Origin of the sequence: Cupriavidus necator, from assembly GCF_040578825.1 — a bacterium.
Lineage (GTDB): Bacteria > Pseudomonadota > Gammaproteobacteria > Burkholderiales > Burkholderiaceae > Cupriavidus > Cupriavidus necator_E.
On the sequence record NZ_JBEFLI010000027.1, the window covers coordinates 1 to 16,071 of the forward strand.

The following is a 16,071-nucleotide window of genomic DNA, read 5'->3' on the forward strand; positions in this document are numbered from 1 at the left end:
CTACCCAGCGCCCACACTTATCGGTTGTTTGTTTGTTAAAGAACTGCGCTAGCGGCTTTGCCGTTTTGCGTCGCTGCGTTGTCAGCAGCAGAGAAACAAGATTATGCAGAGCTTTCTTCGTTTCGTCAACCGTTTCAGCATCTTTTTTTGCTGCGGCCAGCGCTGCAAACTTCGCTGCGCCAACTGACCGGTCGACCCCGCAACCCTTGCGGCGTCTGCGTTGCAGCGCTGCGGTGTGTTGCGAGGGGGCGAATATTAAGCGAGCCAAACGGGGTTGGCAAGCACTTTCTTGGAAACCCTCAAAAATTGCTTGCAAGTGCCGGAAATGCCGCTTCCATCGCCCCACATTGGGCTGTATAGAATGACTGTTCCGGCCCGCCGGGCCGCCTATTCCTATAGATGGGGACGTTCGATGACTATCCAAGCAACCTGGCAGCCGAGCCAGGGCAATACCATCTGCCATTTGAGCAATGGCACTGCCGAATGGCAGGCCGATCTGGATGCCGCCGCGGGCGGCGACACCAAGTACCCCAGCCCGCACGACCTGCTCGATTCGGCGCTGGCCGCCTGCACCACGCTGACCCTGCAGCTCTATGCCAGGCGCAAGGACTATCCCATTACCGGCATCCATGTCTGCGTTGCCCATGAAGAGGCGAACGGCACTTATACGATCAAGCGCGAAGTCAAGATCGCCGGCGAAGTGGCGCCCGATGTGCTGAACGACCTGCTGCGCGTCGCCAACCGTTGCCCGGTTCACAAGACGCTGTCCGGCCAGTTTTCGATTCAGACATCGATTGGCTGATCCCGGCATTGCTTCCACAAATGATAATCGTTATCATTTGATTCCTCAGGTTCAGACACGCCTGAGTCAGCAAATGGGTTAGCCGGACACGTTTTCGTGTCCGGTTTTTTCTGGCCCCCCTTCCTTCCAAACGGCTCTCGCACAAACTGTGGCAGTGCGCCATGGATGTCATCGTCCTGACGCAAGCGCTGCGATACCGTATCCCTGCCGATGCAGGCCCAACCGCGCCCACCCGTTCGGGGGACAAGGCGAACGGTGTGTTGGCTGACCCACCAAGGTTTCGTCGCTTTGCGGCCAAAGCGGCGCCGCGCGCTTTGTGTGGTCTGTATCGCAGGCTTACCATGAACGGAAAGCAGAACAACAAAAAAAGCGCCTACATATCGTAGCGAGCGGGGGGAGCGTCCTTGACCAACTTCATCGAAACGTATTGCTCGCAAGTACGGCTTGCGGGCGCGGCCGGCGTGATCGGCAAACCGGTCCTGGTCGCGCAGGACAGCACGTACACCATGCACTACGTGCCGTGCGAATACCTGAATCCCGATGCTACGCTGGTGCTGGTCAGCACCACGCCCGGCCACGCCCACATCCGGCTGGCCGCAGAGGTTACCGAGGAACTATTGCGCGCCCATGCGTCCGGACGCGTGATCCAGCGCGAGAACAAGCGGCGCGTCGAACTGGGCGGCAAGCTGGTGCGGCCCAACCTGATCCGCATGCTCGACCATTTCCGCGTGCCCGAGCTGGTAGGCCTGCCGCATGCTGCAGCGCTATGGGATGAGGGCTTCGAGCGCCTGCAGCCATTGTCTTTGCTACCGCATGCCACCACGCGGCGCGGCCTGGCGTTTGACGGCCCGCTGGAGGAATTGCTGGACGTGCCGATGCTGCGGGAGGTCCTTGAATCGCAGTTTCTCGGCGCCATCCAACAAATGCGCACCGATGCGCTCTACATCGCGCTGGGCCGTACCGCCTGGGCGGGGCTGCAGCATGCGGTCAGCCGCCGGCTGCTGGCGCGGCAACAGCTGCTGGGCATGATGCCGGTGCCGGCGCGCGCCGGCAGCATGGTGCGCTATTTCCTGCGTGAAATCGCCGCCAGCGACCTGTCGGCCAAGGACCCGGTGCGCCATCGCGTCGCCTGGCTCGACGCCGCCCATGCCGAACTGGAAGCCAATGTGCGCAAGCTGCGCCCTTCCACCGAATCGGATCCGCACGCCGCCTACCTGATAGCGTAAAGCGGCCACTCGCCTTCACCGTTGTGATGCGCCCCACCGAAGGGGGGTCCTGGCGCTGCGCATTTGCGCCGATAACGTCTCCTGAGGAAACTGACTTCCTCGCATTCCCGATTTGCGGCCCCGCGTGGGCCGCGATTTTTTTGGGCGGTCGAATGCTACAGTCGGCACAGGCTTTGCGTCAGGCAATGACCAAAACCTGTCCGAACCTGATCATGACAACGCCGCCCGCCCTGCGCTTTGCTTCACGTTTTGCCATCTATGTCACGCTGCTGCTGGCCGCGCTGCCTTCCCTCGCACTTGACAGCACGCCGGGGCTGTCGGTTTCCGCGCGCAAGCCGGGCAGTGCGCTGCCGTCCGACTGGAAAAACTTACCGGTCGCCGAAGGCAAGGCCAGAACCAACTATCAACTCGTGGCAGACGGACGTCGCACAGTGCTGCAGGCCGAGGCCAGCCATTCCGCTTCGGCGCTGATGCATGAGGGCAATGTCGACCTGTCCCGCACGCCGGTGGTCGCCTGGCGCTGGAAGGCCGAAGGGCCGATCCCGGGCGCGGACAACCGCGACGGCGCGCATGAGGACGCGCCCGCGCGGCTGGTGTTCTTCTTCGAGGGCGACAAGAGCAAGCTGTCGCTCGGCGAGCGCACCGCGATGCAGCTCGCCAGGACGCTTGGCGGCGAGGAGCTGCCCTATGCCACGCTGATGTATGTGTGGTCGTCCAGCGCCAGGCCGGGCAGTGTCATTCCCAATCCGCATACCGGCCGGGTACAGATGATCGTGGTCTCGGGCGACGCGGACGATGCCGGCAAATGGCAGAGCCTGCGCCGCAATGTGGTGAAGGACTACGAACGGGTGTTCCACGAGCCGCCAGGACCGTTGAAGGCGTACGGCATCATGACCGATACCGACAACACCAACACCACCGCGCGCGCCTGGTACGGCGATATCCGCTTCCTGCCCGGCGGCTGAGCCGGTTAAGCGGGTGGCGGTGTCTGCAGCACGCTGTGCCGCAGCGCCGCCGCTACCTGCATCATCAGCGGTGCGCCGTCATCGCCAGCGAACCCCTGCGCCGCACGCGCTTCGCGCACGCTGACGATCTTGCCCGCATCGTAGCGCCGACCGCTGTCGATGGCCGCCTCGAACGCATTGGCGCGCGCGTTGATCTGCTCCGGGTCGGCTGTCACCAACAACACCGCATGCGCAAGCACCAGGTGGCGCTGCCCGTCGGGCGCCTGCATCGCGGCCGGCGCGCGCCGCCAGTACTGCGCGGTGCCGGCAATCTTGCGCGCCGCGCCGGGCGGGCCCCATGCCAGGTTGTAGCGTCCGTCGCAGAACGAGCCGGCCACCGCCTGCCAGTGCGTCTCCACGTCCAGGGATTGCAGCGCCGTGCCGATGACCTCGCACAGGTGCTGGTAGACCGCGTCGCTGAGCGCTCCCGGCGGCCGCCCGACCGCGTAAGCCAGACTGAGGTTGAGGATGCCGGGCCCCTGGGGCACCAGCCCGCCGCCCGACATGCGCAGGAATACCGGGCAGCCCTGGCGCGCGAATTCGGCGCGCGCCGCTTCAAAGGCCGCGTGGCGCTGGTAGGTGCGCGGCACCACCAGCGACAGCGGCGCCTCCCAAAGGCCCGCTACCTGTCGCCCCTGTGCCGCGAGGTCGAGCAATGCCAGCTCGTCCTGCAGCGGATCAGCGTCAGCGGCAACAGCGGCATTGGCAAACTCAAACGGCATGGCATGTGCCCGGTGACGGCAATGCGCCGAGTCTAGCAAGGCTAGCTGTTGAGCGCATCGAAATAGGCCAGCGCCTTCGACGCGTACATCGCACCGGGGCCGCCGCCCATCTCGATATTGATGGCCAGCACTTCGGCAAGCTGCTCACGCGCGGCGCCATGGCGCAGTGCCTGGCTGGTATGGAACAGCACGCAGTCGTCGCAGCCCTTCTGCACCGCCAGCGCGACGGCGATCAGTTCCTTGACGGCTGCCGACAGGCTGCCGTCCTGCGTAGCGGATTTCATCAGCCCCTGGAAGGCACTCATCGCACCGGGCTGGGCCTTGCCGAGCGCGGCGAATTGCTGGTTGATCTGCGTGAGCCGCGTCTTCAGTTCTGTGGTCATCGGGATTCCTTTCTTGTTCGCGCGGACGGGGGCGGCGCCCGCCGTCCGCGCGCGCCGGCTTCAGCCGGCGAGGTGCTGCTTGAGCAGCGCGTTGAACTCGTTCGCCTTCTCCATCTGGCTCATATGGCCGGCATCGGCAAACACCTTGACGGTCGCGCCCGGCGGCGCGGCTTCGGCGTGCTCGGCCGGGATGATGCGGTCCTGACCGCCCCATACCACCAGCACACGCTTGCCGCCGTCCGCCAGCCGCTGGCCCGGCCGCTCGCTTTGCCGGCCGCCGCCGAAGAGGCTCTGTGCCAGCGCCGCCAGCGCTTCGGCGACGCCGTCCAGCCGCTTGTAGCGCAGCAGGTCGTCCAGCATCTGCCGGCTGACCAGGCCCGCATCGGCAAACAACAGCTCGACCACGGGTTTCAGGTCGCGGCGCGACTGCGCATTGACGAAGCCTTCGGTATAGGCGCTGTTGACCGCTTCGCCGAAGCCCACCGGCGACACCAGCGCTACCGACAGCACCCGCTGCGGCGCATCCACCGCAAGCTGCGCGGCCACGCCGCCGCCCATCGAATGGCCGACCAGGTGCGCGGTGTCGATGCCGGTCTCGTCCATGAAGCGCGCTACGAAGCCGGCCATCTGCGCCAGCGTCGTGCCCGCGAGCCGCGGCGACGACTGGCCGTGGCCGGGCAGGTCCAGCGCCACGACGGTGTACGCGTCGGCAAGCGGGTCGAGGTTGAACAGCCAGTTGTCCAGGTCACCGCCAAAGCCATGGATGAAGAGCACGGTCTCGCCGCCGCTGCCCTTGCGGGCATAGCGGACACGGATGCCGTCCACCTCGGCAAACTGGTAGGCGGAAGCGGCGTCTTCCTCGCCGCCGTCGTCCACCGGCGTTTCATAGGCCGCGACATACGCATCGATATCCGCATCGCTTACCTCCGCAGGGGCCAGCACGCCAAGCAGCGCCTTGACCGGCAGCACGTCGCCGGCCTGCGCCACCCTGCGGCGCAGCGTGCCGGCATCCGGCGCCTCCACCGCATTGGCGATCTTGTCGGTTTCCACGTCGAGGATCGGCATGCCAACGGTGATCTCGGTGCCTTCGTCGACCAGCCAGGCATTGACCGTGCCTTCCTTCATCGACAGGCCCCACTTGGGCATCACGATCGGGGTAATCGTGGAAGGAGTATTGGAAGGAGTAGCGGTTGCCATCAGTGCTTGCCTCCCTTCATGGTTTTGCGCACGGCATTGGCGATCTGCGCGGCGCTGGGGATATACAGGTCTTCCAGCGTGGGCGAGAACGGCACCGGCGTATGCGGCGGGCACACCATCTCGATGCCGGCCTTGAGCGCGCCGAAGGCCTGCTGCGCGACCTGCGCCGAGATATCGGTGGCGATATTGCAGCGCGGGCTGGCTTCATCGACCACCACCAGGCGGCCGGTGTTCTCGACCGATTCCAGCACCGTGTCCATGTCCAGCGGCGACAGCGTGCGCAGGTCCACCACTTCCGCTTCGATGCCTTCCTTCGCCAGCGTCGCCGCCGCTTCGAGCGCGCGATGCACCATCAGCCCGTAGGTGACGATCGATACGTCCTTGCCGTCGCGCACGATATTGGCCTCGCCGAACGGAATTGCGTAAGCACCCTCGGGCACCTCGCCCTCCAGCCCGTACAGGTTCTTGTGCTCGCAGAAGATCACCGGGTCGTTGTCGCGGATCGCCTGGATCAGCAGGCCCTTGGTGTCATACGGCGTGGACGGGCACACCACCTTCAGGCCGGGGATATGCGTGAACAGCGGCGTCAGCATCTGGCTGTGCTGCGCGGCCGCGCGGAAGCCGGCACCGACCATGGCGCGGATCACCACCGGGGTTTCGGCCTTGCCGCCGAACATGTAGCGGAACTTGGCCGCCTGGTTGAAGATCTGGTCGAAGCAGACGCCCATGAAGTCGATAAACATCAGCTCGGCGATCGGGCGCATGCCGCATGCCGCGGCGCCGATGGCCGCGCCCACATAGGCGGACTCGGACAGCGGCGTGTCCAGCAGCCGGTCGCCATGCTTGGCGTACAGGCCCTTGGTCACGCCCAGCACGCCGCCCCAGGCGTCCTTCTCACCATCTGCGCCGGCGCCGCCGACGATGTCTTCGCCCAGCATGATGACGCTGGGGTCGCGGGTCATTTCCTGGTCGATCGCCTCGTTGATCGCCAGCTTGATGCTCAGTTTACGAGCCATGATGTGTCTCCTGATTGTTTGGGTTTCGCTCGGCGGATCAGTAGCTGACGTAGACGTCGGTGAGCAGGTCTTCCGGCCCCGGCAGCGGCGCGGCCTTGGCTTCCTGCACGGCATGCTCGATCAGCGTGGCAACCTCGCGGTCGATGGTGTCCAGTTCCTCGCGTGCGATCACGCCGGCCTGTGTCACGGTGCGCGCGAACAGCTTCAGGCAATCCTTGTTGGCGCGGATATCGTCAAGCTCGCCGGCGGCGCGATAAGTCTGCGCATCGCCCTCGAAGTGGCCGTAGAAACGGACCATCTTGCATTCGAGCAGCGACGGACCGCCGCCTTCGCGCGCGCGGCGGATGACTTCGCCGGCGGCTTCATGGACCGCGAAGAAATCGGTGCCATCCACGGTCACGCCGGGGATGCCGAAGCCGGCAGCACGATCGACGTAGCTGTCGACGGCGGTGCCGTAGTCGCGCGAGGTCGATTCGGCATAGCCGTTGTTCTCGATCACGAAGATCACGGGCAGGTTCCACACCGCCGCCAGGTTCAGGCTTTCAAGGAAGGTGCCTTGATTGGAAGCACCGTCGCCGCAGAAGGTAATGCCGACCTCGCCCTTGCCGCGGAACTTGGCCGCCAGCGCGGCGCCGCAAATCAGCGGCGCGCCGGCGCCAAGAATCCCGTTGGCGCCCATCATTCCCCTGGACAGGTCGGCGATATGCATCGAGCCGCCCTTGCCGTTGCACGAGCCGCCCTTCTTGCCGTAGATCTCCTTCATCATCGCCACCGGATCCACGCCCTTGGCAATGCAATGGCCATGGCCGCGGTGCGTGCTGGCGATGCGGTCGCCGTCATGCAGGTGGTGCAGGATGCCGACGCCCGCGGCCTCCTCACCCGCATACAGGTGCACGAAGCCCGGGATATCGCCGCGGCCGAAGTCCACGTGCAGGCGTTCTTCGAAATCGCGGATGGTGCGCATCTTCCGGTACACCGTCAGCAGCGTCTCCTTGTCGAGCGGCAGCGCGGCAGGATCTTGCGAGGCTCTTGCTGTCATGTCTGTCTCCTTGGTTTTTCAGGTGTTGCACTTCAAGAAAGGCGGGAAAGAATGCGGGCAGGCGCGCCCGTGCTTCATCAAACGGCCGCGTGTTGCGGCAGGCTGCGCATCAGGTGGTGGCGCGCGGCATAGCGCATGCAGGCCGCCACGTCGATGCTGCGAAAAGCGTGTTCGTGCAGCGTGATGGTGACTTCATCGCCGGGGCCGAAGGCCAGCTCGCGTTCGCCGTCGAGCGCGACGATGCCGCTGCGCTGGCGCACGCGGTGCGGGCGGCCATGTTCGAGCCGCTCCCAGCCCGCCACCGGCACCGTGCACATCAGGCCCGGCGCGATCGGCGCGCGCAGGTCGAACTCGCCTTCGCCGGGCGCAGCGAGTTCGATCGCCAGCCCGCCGGGCGCGCGCCGGTCCAGCGGCTCCAGCAATCCGGCGATGGCCGACAGGCCGATGGCCTGCGGGTCGGCAAAGGACACATAGACGGCGGCGAGCGTGTCGGTCTTCCACAGCGCGCGTGCGCCGATGAAATGCTCATGCGAGATCACCGCGTCGACCAGCGCGATATCGCGGCGAAAGCCACCGTCGCCGTCACGGATGACGATATCGAGCCGCTTGTTCGATGCCAGCGCTTCCCTGTCCGGCACGCAGCGGGTGGCATAGAGCCCGGTGGCGAGGCCGGTGATGGTGGGCTCGCGCATCTCGGGGTAGGCGTTGTTGGTGCCGGTGGAGAGTCCCGCGATCGGCACCGCGCCGCATTCGCGCACTACCGCGCGGTGGGTGCCGTCGCCGCCCAGCACGATGATCGCGGCAACGCCGGCATCGGCCATGCAGCGCGCGGCATGCAGGGTGTCGTCAACGCGCGCGGTGACGGGCATATCGAGGTATTCGACGGCGGGCAGGCCGGAGTCCGGGCCCTGCCGGCGCGCCAGGTGCCGGGCCAGCATGACGCGCAGCCCTTCGCGGTCCGGCATCATCAGCACGCGCGGCACGCCGCACGATGCGAGCGCGGTCAGCAGCCGCAGCACGATATTGACGCGGTCGGCCAGTTGCAGGCTGTTGGCGTTGGCGATCACGCGGCGGATATCGCGAGCGGAAATCGGATTGGCGATGATGCCGACTACCGGCGCGCCGGCGCCCGTTGCGTGCTCCATTGCCTGTCTCCTGTTGTCGTTGTCGTGACAGGCGTATTTGCAATGGATGTGCCAGCGCGCGCAGGCACCGCAGACGCGAAAATCCGAGGGATTACCCGTATGAAAAGGACAAGCAGCGACGCTGCGCTGTGACAGGTGTCACAGCGCAGCTGTACAGGACATGGACAACCGTATCGCGGCCGCGCGGCCTCGCCGTGCAGCCTACTTGTCAGACGGCTCCGCCGCGCCGTCGCGCCGGTTCGGCGACTGGATGCCGTAGCGCTCCATACGCCGGTACAGCGTCATGCGGCTGATGCCGATCTGGCGCGCGACGGCGCTCAGGTTCCAGCCCGATGCGCGCAGGTACTGCATCAGCAGCATGCCTTCGGGCGGAAGCTGGTGCGGATCGAATGATGCGGTGTCAGCAGGCTGCATTTGTGCCGACGCCGGCAGCGCGGCGCAAGCGGCAGGTGCCGCCAGCCCGTCCGGCAGGTCGTGCAGGTCGATATAGCCGCCAGTGCAGACCGCGCGCGCGTACTCCAGCACGTTGCGCAGTTCACGCAGGTTGCCAGGCCAGCGGTGGGCATGCAGCCGCGCGCGCGCCGCCGGCGACAGCGTGATCGCATCGCCGGTACCCTGCTGCAGCAACTTGCCGATCAGCCAGTCGAGATCGGTACGCGCACGCAGCGGCGGCAGCTCGAAGCGCGCGCCGTTGAGCCGGTAATAGAGGTCCTCACGGAAGCGACCCTCGCCGACCAACTGCTCCAGGCTGTGGTGCGTGGCGGAAATGACCCGCAGCCGCACCGGCACCGGCCGCGCGGCGCCCACCGGCAGCACCTCGCCCTCGGCCAGCACGCGCAGCAGCCGCGACTGCAGCTCGCGCGGCATGTCGCCGATCTCGTCCAGGAACAGCGTGCCGCCGTCCGCCTCCTGGATCAGGCCGCGCTTGCCGCGCGGGCCCGCGCCCGAGAAGCTGTTGGGCAGGTGGCCGAACAGCTCGCTTTCGATCAGCGATTCCGGGATCGCCGCGCAGTTCACCGCGACGAAGGGCCCCTCGCGGCGCGCGCTGGCCTGGTGCAGCGCCTTGGCGAAGAACTCCTTGCCGCTGCCGGTTTCGCCATGGATCAGCAGGTTGATCGGCGAATCGAGCAGCCGCGCCGCGCGCTGCAGTTGCTGCTGCAGCGCGGCATCGCCGCCGGTCAGCGCCGCCAGCGCGGCGGGCATCGCCACCGGCGTTTCGGTGACCGGCGCCTGCCAGCGCAGCGCGGGCGGCATCACGCTCAGGTACAGCAGGCCGCCGCTGCGGTTGAGCGCCACCAGCCGCTGCTCGCTCGGGCGCGAATACACATAGCGGCCCAGGTCTTCGAGCCGCGCGTCGAACAGCTTCTCGAACGGCTGGCCCAGCACCGTGGCGCCGTCCAGCTCGCCCTCCAGCATCAGCCTGGCGCGATGGTTATGGCCGACGATGCGGCCGGCATCGTCGAGCGCCAGCAGGTACTCAGGATTGACGTCGACGAACTCGGGCGCCACGTTCAGCTTCAGGATCCAGTCGCGCCGGTGCGCGCGCAGGAAGTTGGCGTTCTCGATATGCGCGGCATAGATGCGCACCAGCTGCAGCGCCAGCCCCTGGCTGTCCTTGGCCTGCGGCGAGGTCAGCGCCGAGATGTCGAGGATGGCGTGCAGGTTGCCGTGCGTGTCGAACAGCGGCGCGGCGGTGCAGGTCAGCGGGATATGGGTGGCATCGAAATGGTCGGCCTGGTGCACGGTCAGGGCCTGGCCCGTGGCCAGCGCGGTGCCGACCGCGCAGGTGCCGGCGCCGCTCTCGCTCCATTCCGCGCCCAGGTACAGGCCCGCATGGCGCAGCGCGGCATCGCTGCGGGCGTCGCCGATATAGTCGACGGTCACGCCTTGCGCATCGGTCAGCAGCACCACGTAGCCGAGCCCGCCCACCTGGCCGTACAGGCTCTGCAAGCCATGGCGCGCGATGCGCGCGAAGTCGTCGATGCGTTCCTGGTGCTCGCGCAGCCGCGGCTGCGGCAGGATGCGCGCCTCCTGCATGCGCGACGGGTCAAGCCCGTACTGGTGTACGCAGCGCCGCCACGAGTTCTGGATGATGGCGTCGTGCGCAATCCGGTCCGCCAGCACGGCCGGCGGGGCTAGATAGGTGGTGGCCTGGACCACCGTCTCGATGTGCTCGCGTTGCCGCAGGTCCATCGCTGTCTCCTGGTCGTCGCTGCCGCCAGTCTGGCTGACTGTCGGGCGGACTATCGGGGCGCGGGCTGCGTGGCTGCGCCTCTCTGGTATTTCCGGGGCTTCTAATGTATCCGAGCGTATCGGCAGGGTGCAAATGGGAATCGCTGCGTGGGTAGTTTGTCCGGGAGGCAAGTGCTGCGCAAGGCATTGATGGCGGTTTTTTCTTCTACATGTTGTCGTTGCTCGACGCCTCTCTCGTTGTCGTTGCTCGACGCCTCTCTCGTTGTCGATGATCGATGGCTCACGCCGTTGGTGACATGTTGTCGTCGGTCAACCGCTTGGTTCCGCCCTCCTGGGCGGGTCACTTTTTGTCCGAGCGACAAAAAGTAACCAAAAAGCGCGTCGCCTGAGCGGCTGGCTATCAAGTACGCGGCGTTGGTGGTTCGGGCGGCGGTGATTTCCGTTCGATGTGGTCAGCCGTTCGACCCTGCTAACGCCAGGTGAGTCAGTGACAGTGCCTGGCGAATTCCCACTTTTGGACGATCCCCAAGACGGGCGTAGGCCGCCTGCTAACCGGGGCATCGCGTCAACGCCTACGGCTGCGCTGCGCGCGGCTCATCATCTGGGGCGAGGCGGCGGGGCCGGAAGCGCGTCGCTGCGCTCGCACAGCGACGACGCCGGTCACGGCTGAACAATCGCGGACTAGAGCGCAGTCGGTGGATCTGCCACCATTAGACGCCGCGCGCAGCGCAGCCGAAGGCGTCCCACCAATAACCTGGTTAGCAGGTTGCCAACAGCCCAAAGTCGGGTTCGTCCAATAGTCCGTCGACGCAGGCACCAGACAGGGAGCGTAGCTGGCTCGAACGGGCAACCACGCAAACCGGCAACCATCGCCGCTTGAACCACCAATACCGTGCAATGGATAGCCAGCCGCTCAGGCAACGCGCTTTTTGGTTACTTTTTGTCGCTCGGACAAAAAGTGACCCGCCCAGGAGGGCGGAACAGAACGGTTGACCGGCGACAACATGTCACCAACGGCGTGAGCCATCGATCATCGACAACGAAGGAGTCAGACGCTCGCCTCGCTCTTCAGCCTGCGCGCCGCTTCCGCCGCAATGGCGAACGAGCGCAGCCGCGCCTGGTGGTCGAAGATCTGGCCCGTCAGCATCAGCTCGTCCGGACGCAGGTCATCGACAAAGCGCTGCATGCCGACACGCACCGTGTCCGGATCGCCGACCACGGAGCACGCCAGCGAGCGGCGGATATGGTCGGCCTCGCTCTCGGTCCACAGCGCCTCGATATCGTCCACCGGCGGGCGCAACTGGCCCGGCGTGCCGCGCACCAGCGCCAGGAACTGCTGCTGCAGCGAGCTGAACAGCCGGCGCGCTTCGTCACCGGTCTCGGCCGCGAACACATTGAGGCCGAGCATCACATAGGGCCGCTCCAGCGTTTCCGACGGCCGGAAGGTGCGCCGGTACAGGTCCACCGCCTGGCGCATAAAGCCCGGCGCAAAGTGCGAGGCAAAGGCGAACGGCAGTCCCATCGCCGCCGCAAGCTGCGCGCTGAAGAGGCTCGATCCCAGCAGCCAGATCGGCACCTTCAGTCCCGCGCCGGGCACCGCGCGCAGGCGCTGGCCGGGGCGCACGTCATCGAAATACGCCTGCAATTCCTCCACGTCCTGCGGGAAGGTATCGGCGCTGTCGGCGGACAGGTGCCGGCGCAACGCGCGCGCGGTGGACTGGTCGGTGCCGGGCGCGCGGCCCAGGCCCAGGTCGATGCGGCCGGGGTACAGCGACGCCAGCGTGCCGAACTGCTCGGCGATCACCAGCGGCGAATGGTTGGGCAGCATCACGCCGCCCGAGCCCACGCGGATGGTCTGCGTGCCGTTGGCGACATAGCCGATCAGCACCGCGGTGGCGGCGCTGGCGATGCCGGGCATGTTGTGGTGCTCGGCCAGCCAGTAGCGGTGGTAGCCGAGCTTCTCGGCATGGCGCGCCAGGTCGAGCGAATTGCGCATGGCCTGGCCGGCGTCGCTGCCCTGGGGGATAGGGGCGAGGTCTAGCACGGACCAGGCCACGCCTGCTCCGGTGGGGATATGTTCGCGAGTCATGATGTCGATGGCAGGCGGCGTGCGCCACACGTGGCGCCGCCGCGGCAATGCGGATGGTTCGCTATCTTAGTGAGGCCGGGCCGAACGTGCTGGCGGCCGGATCGCGGCCCTTCGGGCGGCGTGGGTATCCATGGTTTCGGCGGCGCGTGCCTCAGGCCAGCAACGCGCGCCCGACTACGCCGCCCAGCACGCGCTGGCCGATTGCATGCCCCAGCGCACGGTAGCTCTCCCACTGCGCTTCATCGAAGAACTGGTCGCCGGTGGCTTCCTGCGGGAACGCAGGATGGGTCGCGCCGTAATGGCGCACGTCCGCCGGCGCCCATGACACCAGCCGCGGCTTGATCAGCACGATGCGGCAGACGCGCGCGCGCGGCGTCGCGCAGTCGGGCCCGGTGCGATAGACGTTGAGCAAGACCGCGCATTTGTCGGCGCTCTTGCCCGCGCCATCGCCGCCCGGCGGGAAATCCTCCGGCACGCCGAACACGCGGCTCAGCACCGGGTGCGTGGAGGCGGCCTCGGTGTCGACCACGATCTCCAGCCCATGGTCGATGCGCGCCAGCCGGATCAGGTTGGCGAGGTCGCCGAAGCGGTAGTCGGGATCGCCACCGCAATCGCACAGCACGATCAGCGACACGTCGCGGTCCGGGCGCAGCAGCTCATAGACGCCGGTGTTGTCGAAATGCCCGCCGTCCGACAGGTATTGCCAGCCGCGCCGCGTGCCGTGGAAGCGCGCGGACAACTCGCAGCCCAGGTAATACTGCGTGCGAAACAGCGCAATGCCGGCGGCCAGCCAAGGGTGCGTGGCGCGTTCGGGATGGCGCCTTGCGCGGCCCCGGCGGCCGCCCTCGCGCGCGTGGCTGGCCGGGTACGACGGCCACCACGTGCCCAGCCGCAGGTTGGCGAGGCCAAGCAACAGCGAGGTGCCCAGCGTGGTGGCGCGTCCCAGCCCGGTCGACACCGCCGCGCCCGAGATCGCGATCCAGTCGCCCACGGTGCGCGATTCGGCCAGCTTGCCCGACGACGGCCAGGACACATCGGGACAGCAGGCCCAGCCGTCGACGGTGAAGCGCGCGTAGGCATCGGGTGCGATCGTGGCCGCCGCGCCCGGCTGCGCCACGCAGGCGCCGGGCGCCAGGCACAGCGGCTTGCCCTTGCGGTCGCGCTGCACCAGTTGCTCGGCCGGGTCGACTGTAAGGTTCAGCGTGACGTTGATCAGGTGCAGCGGCGCGAGCACGCGCGGATCGTAGTAGGCGTTCAGGCTGAGTTGGTCGCCTGCCACCGGTTCGGCCACGCTGAAGCGTTCGCGGTGGCTGCCGTCCGGGTCGGCGGCCGGGTCCGGCGGCACGAAGCGTTCGCCGTTGGAGGCGCCCAGGAACGCGCGTGTCAGCCGCGCCGCGTAGAACGGCTGCAGCGTCGACAGGTTCAAAAAGCCGGCGAAACGCCCCGCCACCAGTGCCAGCACCAGCGCCACCACGGTCAGCGTGAACAGCGTCGGGCCGGTATAGGCGTTGCCATAGACCAGCCAGTCGACCGGCTCGCGTCCGTCCCACCGCACCCACAGCACCAGCCACGACCACACCACGAACAGCAGCAGCGCCAGCAGCGCGGCCGCCGCCCCCGCCAGCAGCGACACCGGCAGCCTGGCGCACAGCGCGCGCCACGGTGTGTCGATGCTGCCCTTGCGGTCTTCATCGAGCCAGCGCGAGCCGTAGCGCACCAGCCAGACCAGCACGCCGAGCAGGCCCGCGGGCAACGCCGCGCCCCAGGGCTGGTGGGCGGCGTGGGCATACAGGTAGGCGGTGCGCCCGGCGGTATCGGCAATCCCCAACGCCACCAGCCACAGCGTCAGCGTGAATGCACTGCGCAGCGCGCGCGTGGCGCGCACGCGATAGGCGGCCACGGTGGGCGGCTCGCCGCGCAGCAGCAACAGGCAATACAGCACGCCCAGCAACGTCAGCACGCCGAGCGTGGCGAACAGCCCGCCGCTGACCAGCCCATGGCCCAGCCATTCCGACCAGCGCGCCGCGGCCAGCAGGAACAGCGCGAGCAGCGTGGCCACCAGCGGCGCGGGGCTCAGGAAGCGCGCTGCCGCCTGCGGGTCGTTGGCACGCGGATAGATCAGCCAGTACGCCAGCCCGGGCGGCACCGCGCCGGCTACCGCCGACACCAGCGGCAGCCACAGCAGCGTGCTCCACCAGATCGCGCAGCGTCCTTCGTTGAAGGCCTGGCGCGCGTCGTGCAGCAGGTCCATCTCGTAGCGGCCGAGCCCATAGGACACGCCGACCGCGATGTGTTGCCCGAGCGCCAGCACCGCCAGCAGCACCAGCAGCGCGCTGCCGATCACGTAATGCATGGCGAGCCAGTTGCGCACCACCAGCGCGGCGGCATAGAGGTTGTCGCCGGCGCCGGTCGGCGACAGGTAGCGGCCGTTCTCGCGCAACCACGCCACCGCGCCGCGGCCGGGATCGGCGGCATAGGACACCGAGGTACGGATGCGCCCCGGCGGTTCGCATTGCAGCGTGTGATAGGCGTCGGCCGCTGCCTGGACCGGGCCGGTGCCGCGGCGCAGGCGGCCGGGCACGAACAGGCTGACGAAGAAGGCTCCCAGATAGCCGCCGCCGCTGACGGTGGACAGGTAGTCGAACTGCGCCAGCATCGACGCCAGGCCCGGCACCGTCTGCGCGGCAGCGGCGGTGGCAGCGGCCGGCGTGAGCGGATGCGGTGCGGGGCTTTCCGGCTCAGGCGGCGGTTGCACGGCCTCGGCAGGCAGGTCGGTAGCCGACATCGCCTGCATCACGCCCAGGCAGAAGGTGGCGCTGCGGATGCCGCCGCCCGACAGTGCCAGCGCCCAGTTGTGCTGGCCGTCAGCGGTGCGCGGCGCGATGCCCAGCTGGCGACGGCGGTGCGCGATGCGGGCGGCCTCGTCGCCGGTCCCGCTGGTTCCGTGGTGTTCCGCGGCCATGCGCGTCCTCCCGGTAGCAGTCGGTCTGCGCCAAGTATAGGCGGCGGCGCTCCGCCGTCGGCATCGCCGCGATGCGTTCGGGCTGGTTCCCGGCCTTCGCAGTGGCGCCGATCACGCTCACCATCGGCATCCTGATCGGCTTCCCGCCGACGGTGCTGGCGGTGCTGGGCGCAAGCAGCAGTTCCCGGCCGCGATGATCGGCTTCGCGGCGGCGGCAGAAGGCCATTGCATAGCACGGCCAGCCCGGCAAAAATCAAATTTGAAACTCAATATTGCATCTCGTCATTCAAATA

The 16,071-nt window shown here is 67.4% G+C and carries 15 protein-coding genes; 5 read left to right on the top strand and 10 right to left on the bottom strand.

What is annotated here, in order from left to right:
- A partial coding sequence (locus AB1I47_RS15195) for a hypothetical protein (RefSeq protein WP_354684572.1) occupies window positions 1–316 on the bottom strand: 316 nt, incomplete at its 3' end.
- 96 nt (window positions 317–412) lie between these two features.
- Between AB1I47_RS15195 and AB1I47_RS15200 the strand changes: the two genes are divergently transcribed.
- The 4 genes from AB1I47_RS15200 to AB1I47_RS15215 all read left to right on the top strand — a co-directional run bounded on the left by AB1I47_RS15200 (window position 413) and on the right by AB1I47_RS15215 (window position 2,993).
- A complete protein-coding gene (locus tag AB1I47_RS15200) occupies window positions 413–802 on the top strand; it encodes an OsmC family protein (RefSeq protein ID WP_354684573.1) in 390 nt (129 codons plus the stop codon).
- Window positions 803–963: 161 nt separating this feature from the next.
- Complete coding sequence (locus AB1I47_RS15205; RefSeq protein ID WP_354684574.1) at window positions 964–1,188, top strand: hypothetical protein; 225 nt, start codon at window positions 964–966, stop codon at window positions 1,186–1,188.
- An 18-nt stretch (window positions 1,189–1,206) separates the two neighbouring features.
- On the top strand, window positions 1,207–2,028 hold the full coding sequence (locus tag AB1I47_RS15210; RefSeq protein ID WP_354684575.1) for a hypothetical protein: 822 nt from the start codon (window positions 1,207–1,209) through the stop codon (window positions 2,026–2,028).
- 212 nt (window positions 2,029–2,240) lie between these two features.
- Entirely contained in the window at window positions 2,241–2,993 is a 753-nt protein-coding gene (locus tag AB1I47_RS15215; RefSeq protein ID WP_354684576.1) for a DUF3047 domain-containing protein, read from the top strand.
- A 5-nt stretch (window positions 2,994–2,998) separates the two neighbouring features.
- Here the strand turns inward: AB1I47_RS15215 and AB1I47_RS15220 are convergent, their stop codons facing one another.
- The 9 genes from AB1I47_RS15220 to AB1I47_RS15260 form a co-directional block, all read right to left on the bottom strand.
- Window positions 2,999–3,754: a lipoyl protein ligase domain-containing protein gene (locus AB1I47_RS15220; protein WP_354684577.1), complete on the bottom strand. Its 756-nt coding sequence runs from the start codon at window positions 3,752–3,754 to the stop codon at window positions 2,999–3,001.
- 41 nt (window positions 3,755–3,795) lie between these two features.
- The gene (locus AB1I47_RS15225; RefSeq protein WP_354684578.1) at window positions 3,796–4,137 is read right to left on the bottom strand and encodes a carboxymuconolactone decarboxylase family protein; all 342 of its coding nucleotides are present in this window, start codon (window positions 4,135–4,137) and stop codon (window positions 3,796–3,798) included.
- A 60-nt stretch (window positions 4,138–4,197) separates the two neighbouring features.
- Complete coding sequence (locus tag AB1I47_RS15230; RefSeq protein WP_354684579.1) at window positions 4,198–5,334, bottom strand: acetoin dehydrogenase dihydrolipoyllysine-residue acetyltransferase subunit; 1,137 nt, start codon at window positions 5,332–5,334, stop codon at window positions 4,198–4,200.
- Window positions 5,334–6,350: an alpha-ketoacid dehydrogenase subunit beta gene (locus AB1I47_RS15235; RefSeq protein WP_354684580.1), complete on the bottom strand. Its 1,017-nt coding sequence runs from the start codon at window positions 6,348–6,350 to the stop codon at window positions 5,334–5,336. Before AB1I47_RS15235 ends, AB1I47_RS15230 begins: the two co-directional genes overlap by 1 nt.
- Window positions 6,351–6,387: 37 nt before the next feature.
- Window positions 6,388–7,389 carry a thiamine pyrophosphate-dependent dehydrogenase E1 component subunit alpha gene (locus AB1I47_RS15240; protein ID WP_354684581.1) on the bottom strand — a complete coding sequence of 334 codons (1,002 nt, stop codon included), beginning with the start codon at window positions 7,387–7,389 and terminating at the stop codon, window positions 6,388–6,390.
- Between the two features lie 77 nt (window positions 7,390–7,466).
- Window positions 7,467–8,534, bottom strand: a complete 1,068-nt coding sequence (locus tag AB1I47_RS15245; protein WP_354684582.1) for an ATP-NAD kinase family protein — start codon at window positions 8,532–8,534, stop codon at window positions 7,467–7,469.
- A gap of 201 nt (window positions 8,535–8,735) precedes the next feature.
- Window positions 8,736–10,727 (bottom strand): sigma-54-dependent Fis family transcriptional regulator, encoded by a 1,992-nt coding sequence (locus AB1I47_RS15250; RefSeq protein WP_354684583.1) that lies wholly within the window; start codon window positions 10,725–10,727, stop codon window positions 8,736–8,738.
- 1,048 nt (window positions 10,728–11,775) lie between these two features.
- Window positions 11,776–12,816 (bottom strand): LLM class flavin-dependent oxidoreductase, encoded by a 1,041-nt coding sequence (locus tag AB1I47_RS15255; RefSeq protein WP_354684584.1) that lies wholly within the window; start codon window positions 12,814–12,816, stop codon window positions 11,776–11,778.
- A gap of 151 nt (window positions 12,817–12,967) precedes the next feature.
- Window positions 12,968–15,778, bottom strand: a complete 2,811-nt coding sequence (locus AB1I47_RS15260; protein WP_354684585.1) for a hypothetical protein — start codon at window positions 15,776–15,778, stop codon at window positions 12,968–12,970.
- A 71-nt stretch (window positions 15,779–15,849) separates the two neighbouring features.
- On the opposite strand from AB1I47_RS15260, the gene AB1I47_RS15265 reads away from it, so the two are divergent.
- Window positions 15,850–15,975 carry a hypothetical protein gene (locus AB1I47_RS15265; protein ID WP_354684586.1) on the top strand — a complete coding sequence of 42 codons (126 nt, stop codon included), beginning with the start codon at window positions 15,850–15,852 and terminating at the stop codon, window positions 15,973–15,975.
- The last annotated feature ends 96 nt before the right edge of the window (window positions 15,976–16,071 follow it).

Excerpts from the sequence above, each read along its gene's own strand:
- AB1I47_RS15220 (WP_354684577.1), bottom strand. The coding sequence starts at position 3,754 with ATGCCGTTTGAGTTTGCCAATGCCGCTGTTGCCGCTGACGCTGATCCG.
- AB1I47_RS15245 (WP_354684582.1), bottom strand. The coding sequence starts at position 8,534 with ATGGAGCACGCAACGGGCGCCGGCGCGCCGGTAGTCGGCATCATCGCC.
- AB1I47_RS15230 (WP_354684579.1), bottom strand. The coding sequence starts at position 5,334 with ATGGCAACCGCTACTCCTTCCAATACTCCTTCCACGATTACCCCGATC.
- AB1I47_RS15215 (WP_354684576.1), top strand. The coding sequence starts at position 2,241 with ATGACAACGCCGCCCGCCCTGCGCTTTGCTTCACGTTTTGCCATCTAT.
- AB1I47_RS15235 (WP_354684580.1), bottom strand. The coding sequence starts at position 6,350 with ATGGCTCGTAAACTGAGCATCAAGCTGGCGATCAACGAGGCGATCGAC.
- AB1I47_RS15250 (WP_354684583.1), bottom strand. The coding sequence starts at position 10,727 with ATGGACCTGCGGCAACGCGAGCACATCGAGACGGTGGTCCAGGCCACC.
- AB1I47_RS15205 (WP_354684574.1), top strand. The coding sequence starts at position 964 with ATGGATGTCATCGTCCTGACGCAAGCGCTGCGATACCGTATCCCTGCC.
- AB1I47_RS15255 (WP_354684584.1), bottom strand. The coding sequence starts at position 12,816 with ATGACTCGCGAACATATCCCCACCGGAGCAGGCGTGGCCTGGTCCGTG.
- AB1I47_RS15225 (WP_354684578.1), bottom strand. The coding sequence starts at position 4,137 with ATGACCACAGAACTGAAGACGCGGCTCACGCAGATCAACCAGCAATTC.
- AB1I47_RS15240 (WP_354684581.1), bottom strand. The coding sequence starts at position 7,389 with ATGACAGCAAGAGCCTCGCAAGATCCTGCCGCGCTGCCGCTCGACAAG.
- AB1I47_RS15260 (WP_354684585.1), bottom strand. The coding sequence starts at position 15,778 with ATGGCCGCGGAACACCACGGAACCAGCGGGACCGGCGACGAGGCCGCC.
- AB1I47_RS15200 (WP_354684573.1), top strand. The coding sequence starts at position 413 with ATGACTATCCAAGCAACCTGGCAGCCGAGCCAGGGCAATACCATCTGC.
- AB1I47_RS15265 (WP_354684586.1), top strand. The coding sequence starts at position 15,850 with ATGCGTTCGGGCTGGTTCCCGGCCTTCGCAGTGGCGCCGATCACGCTC.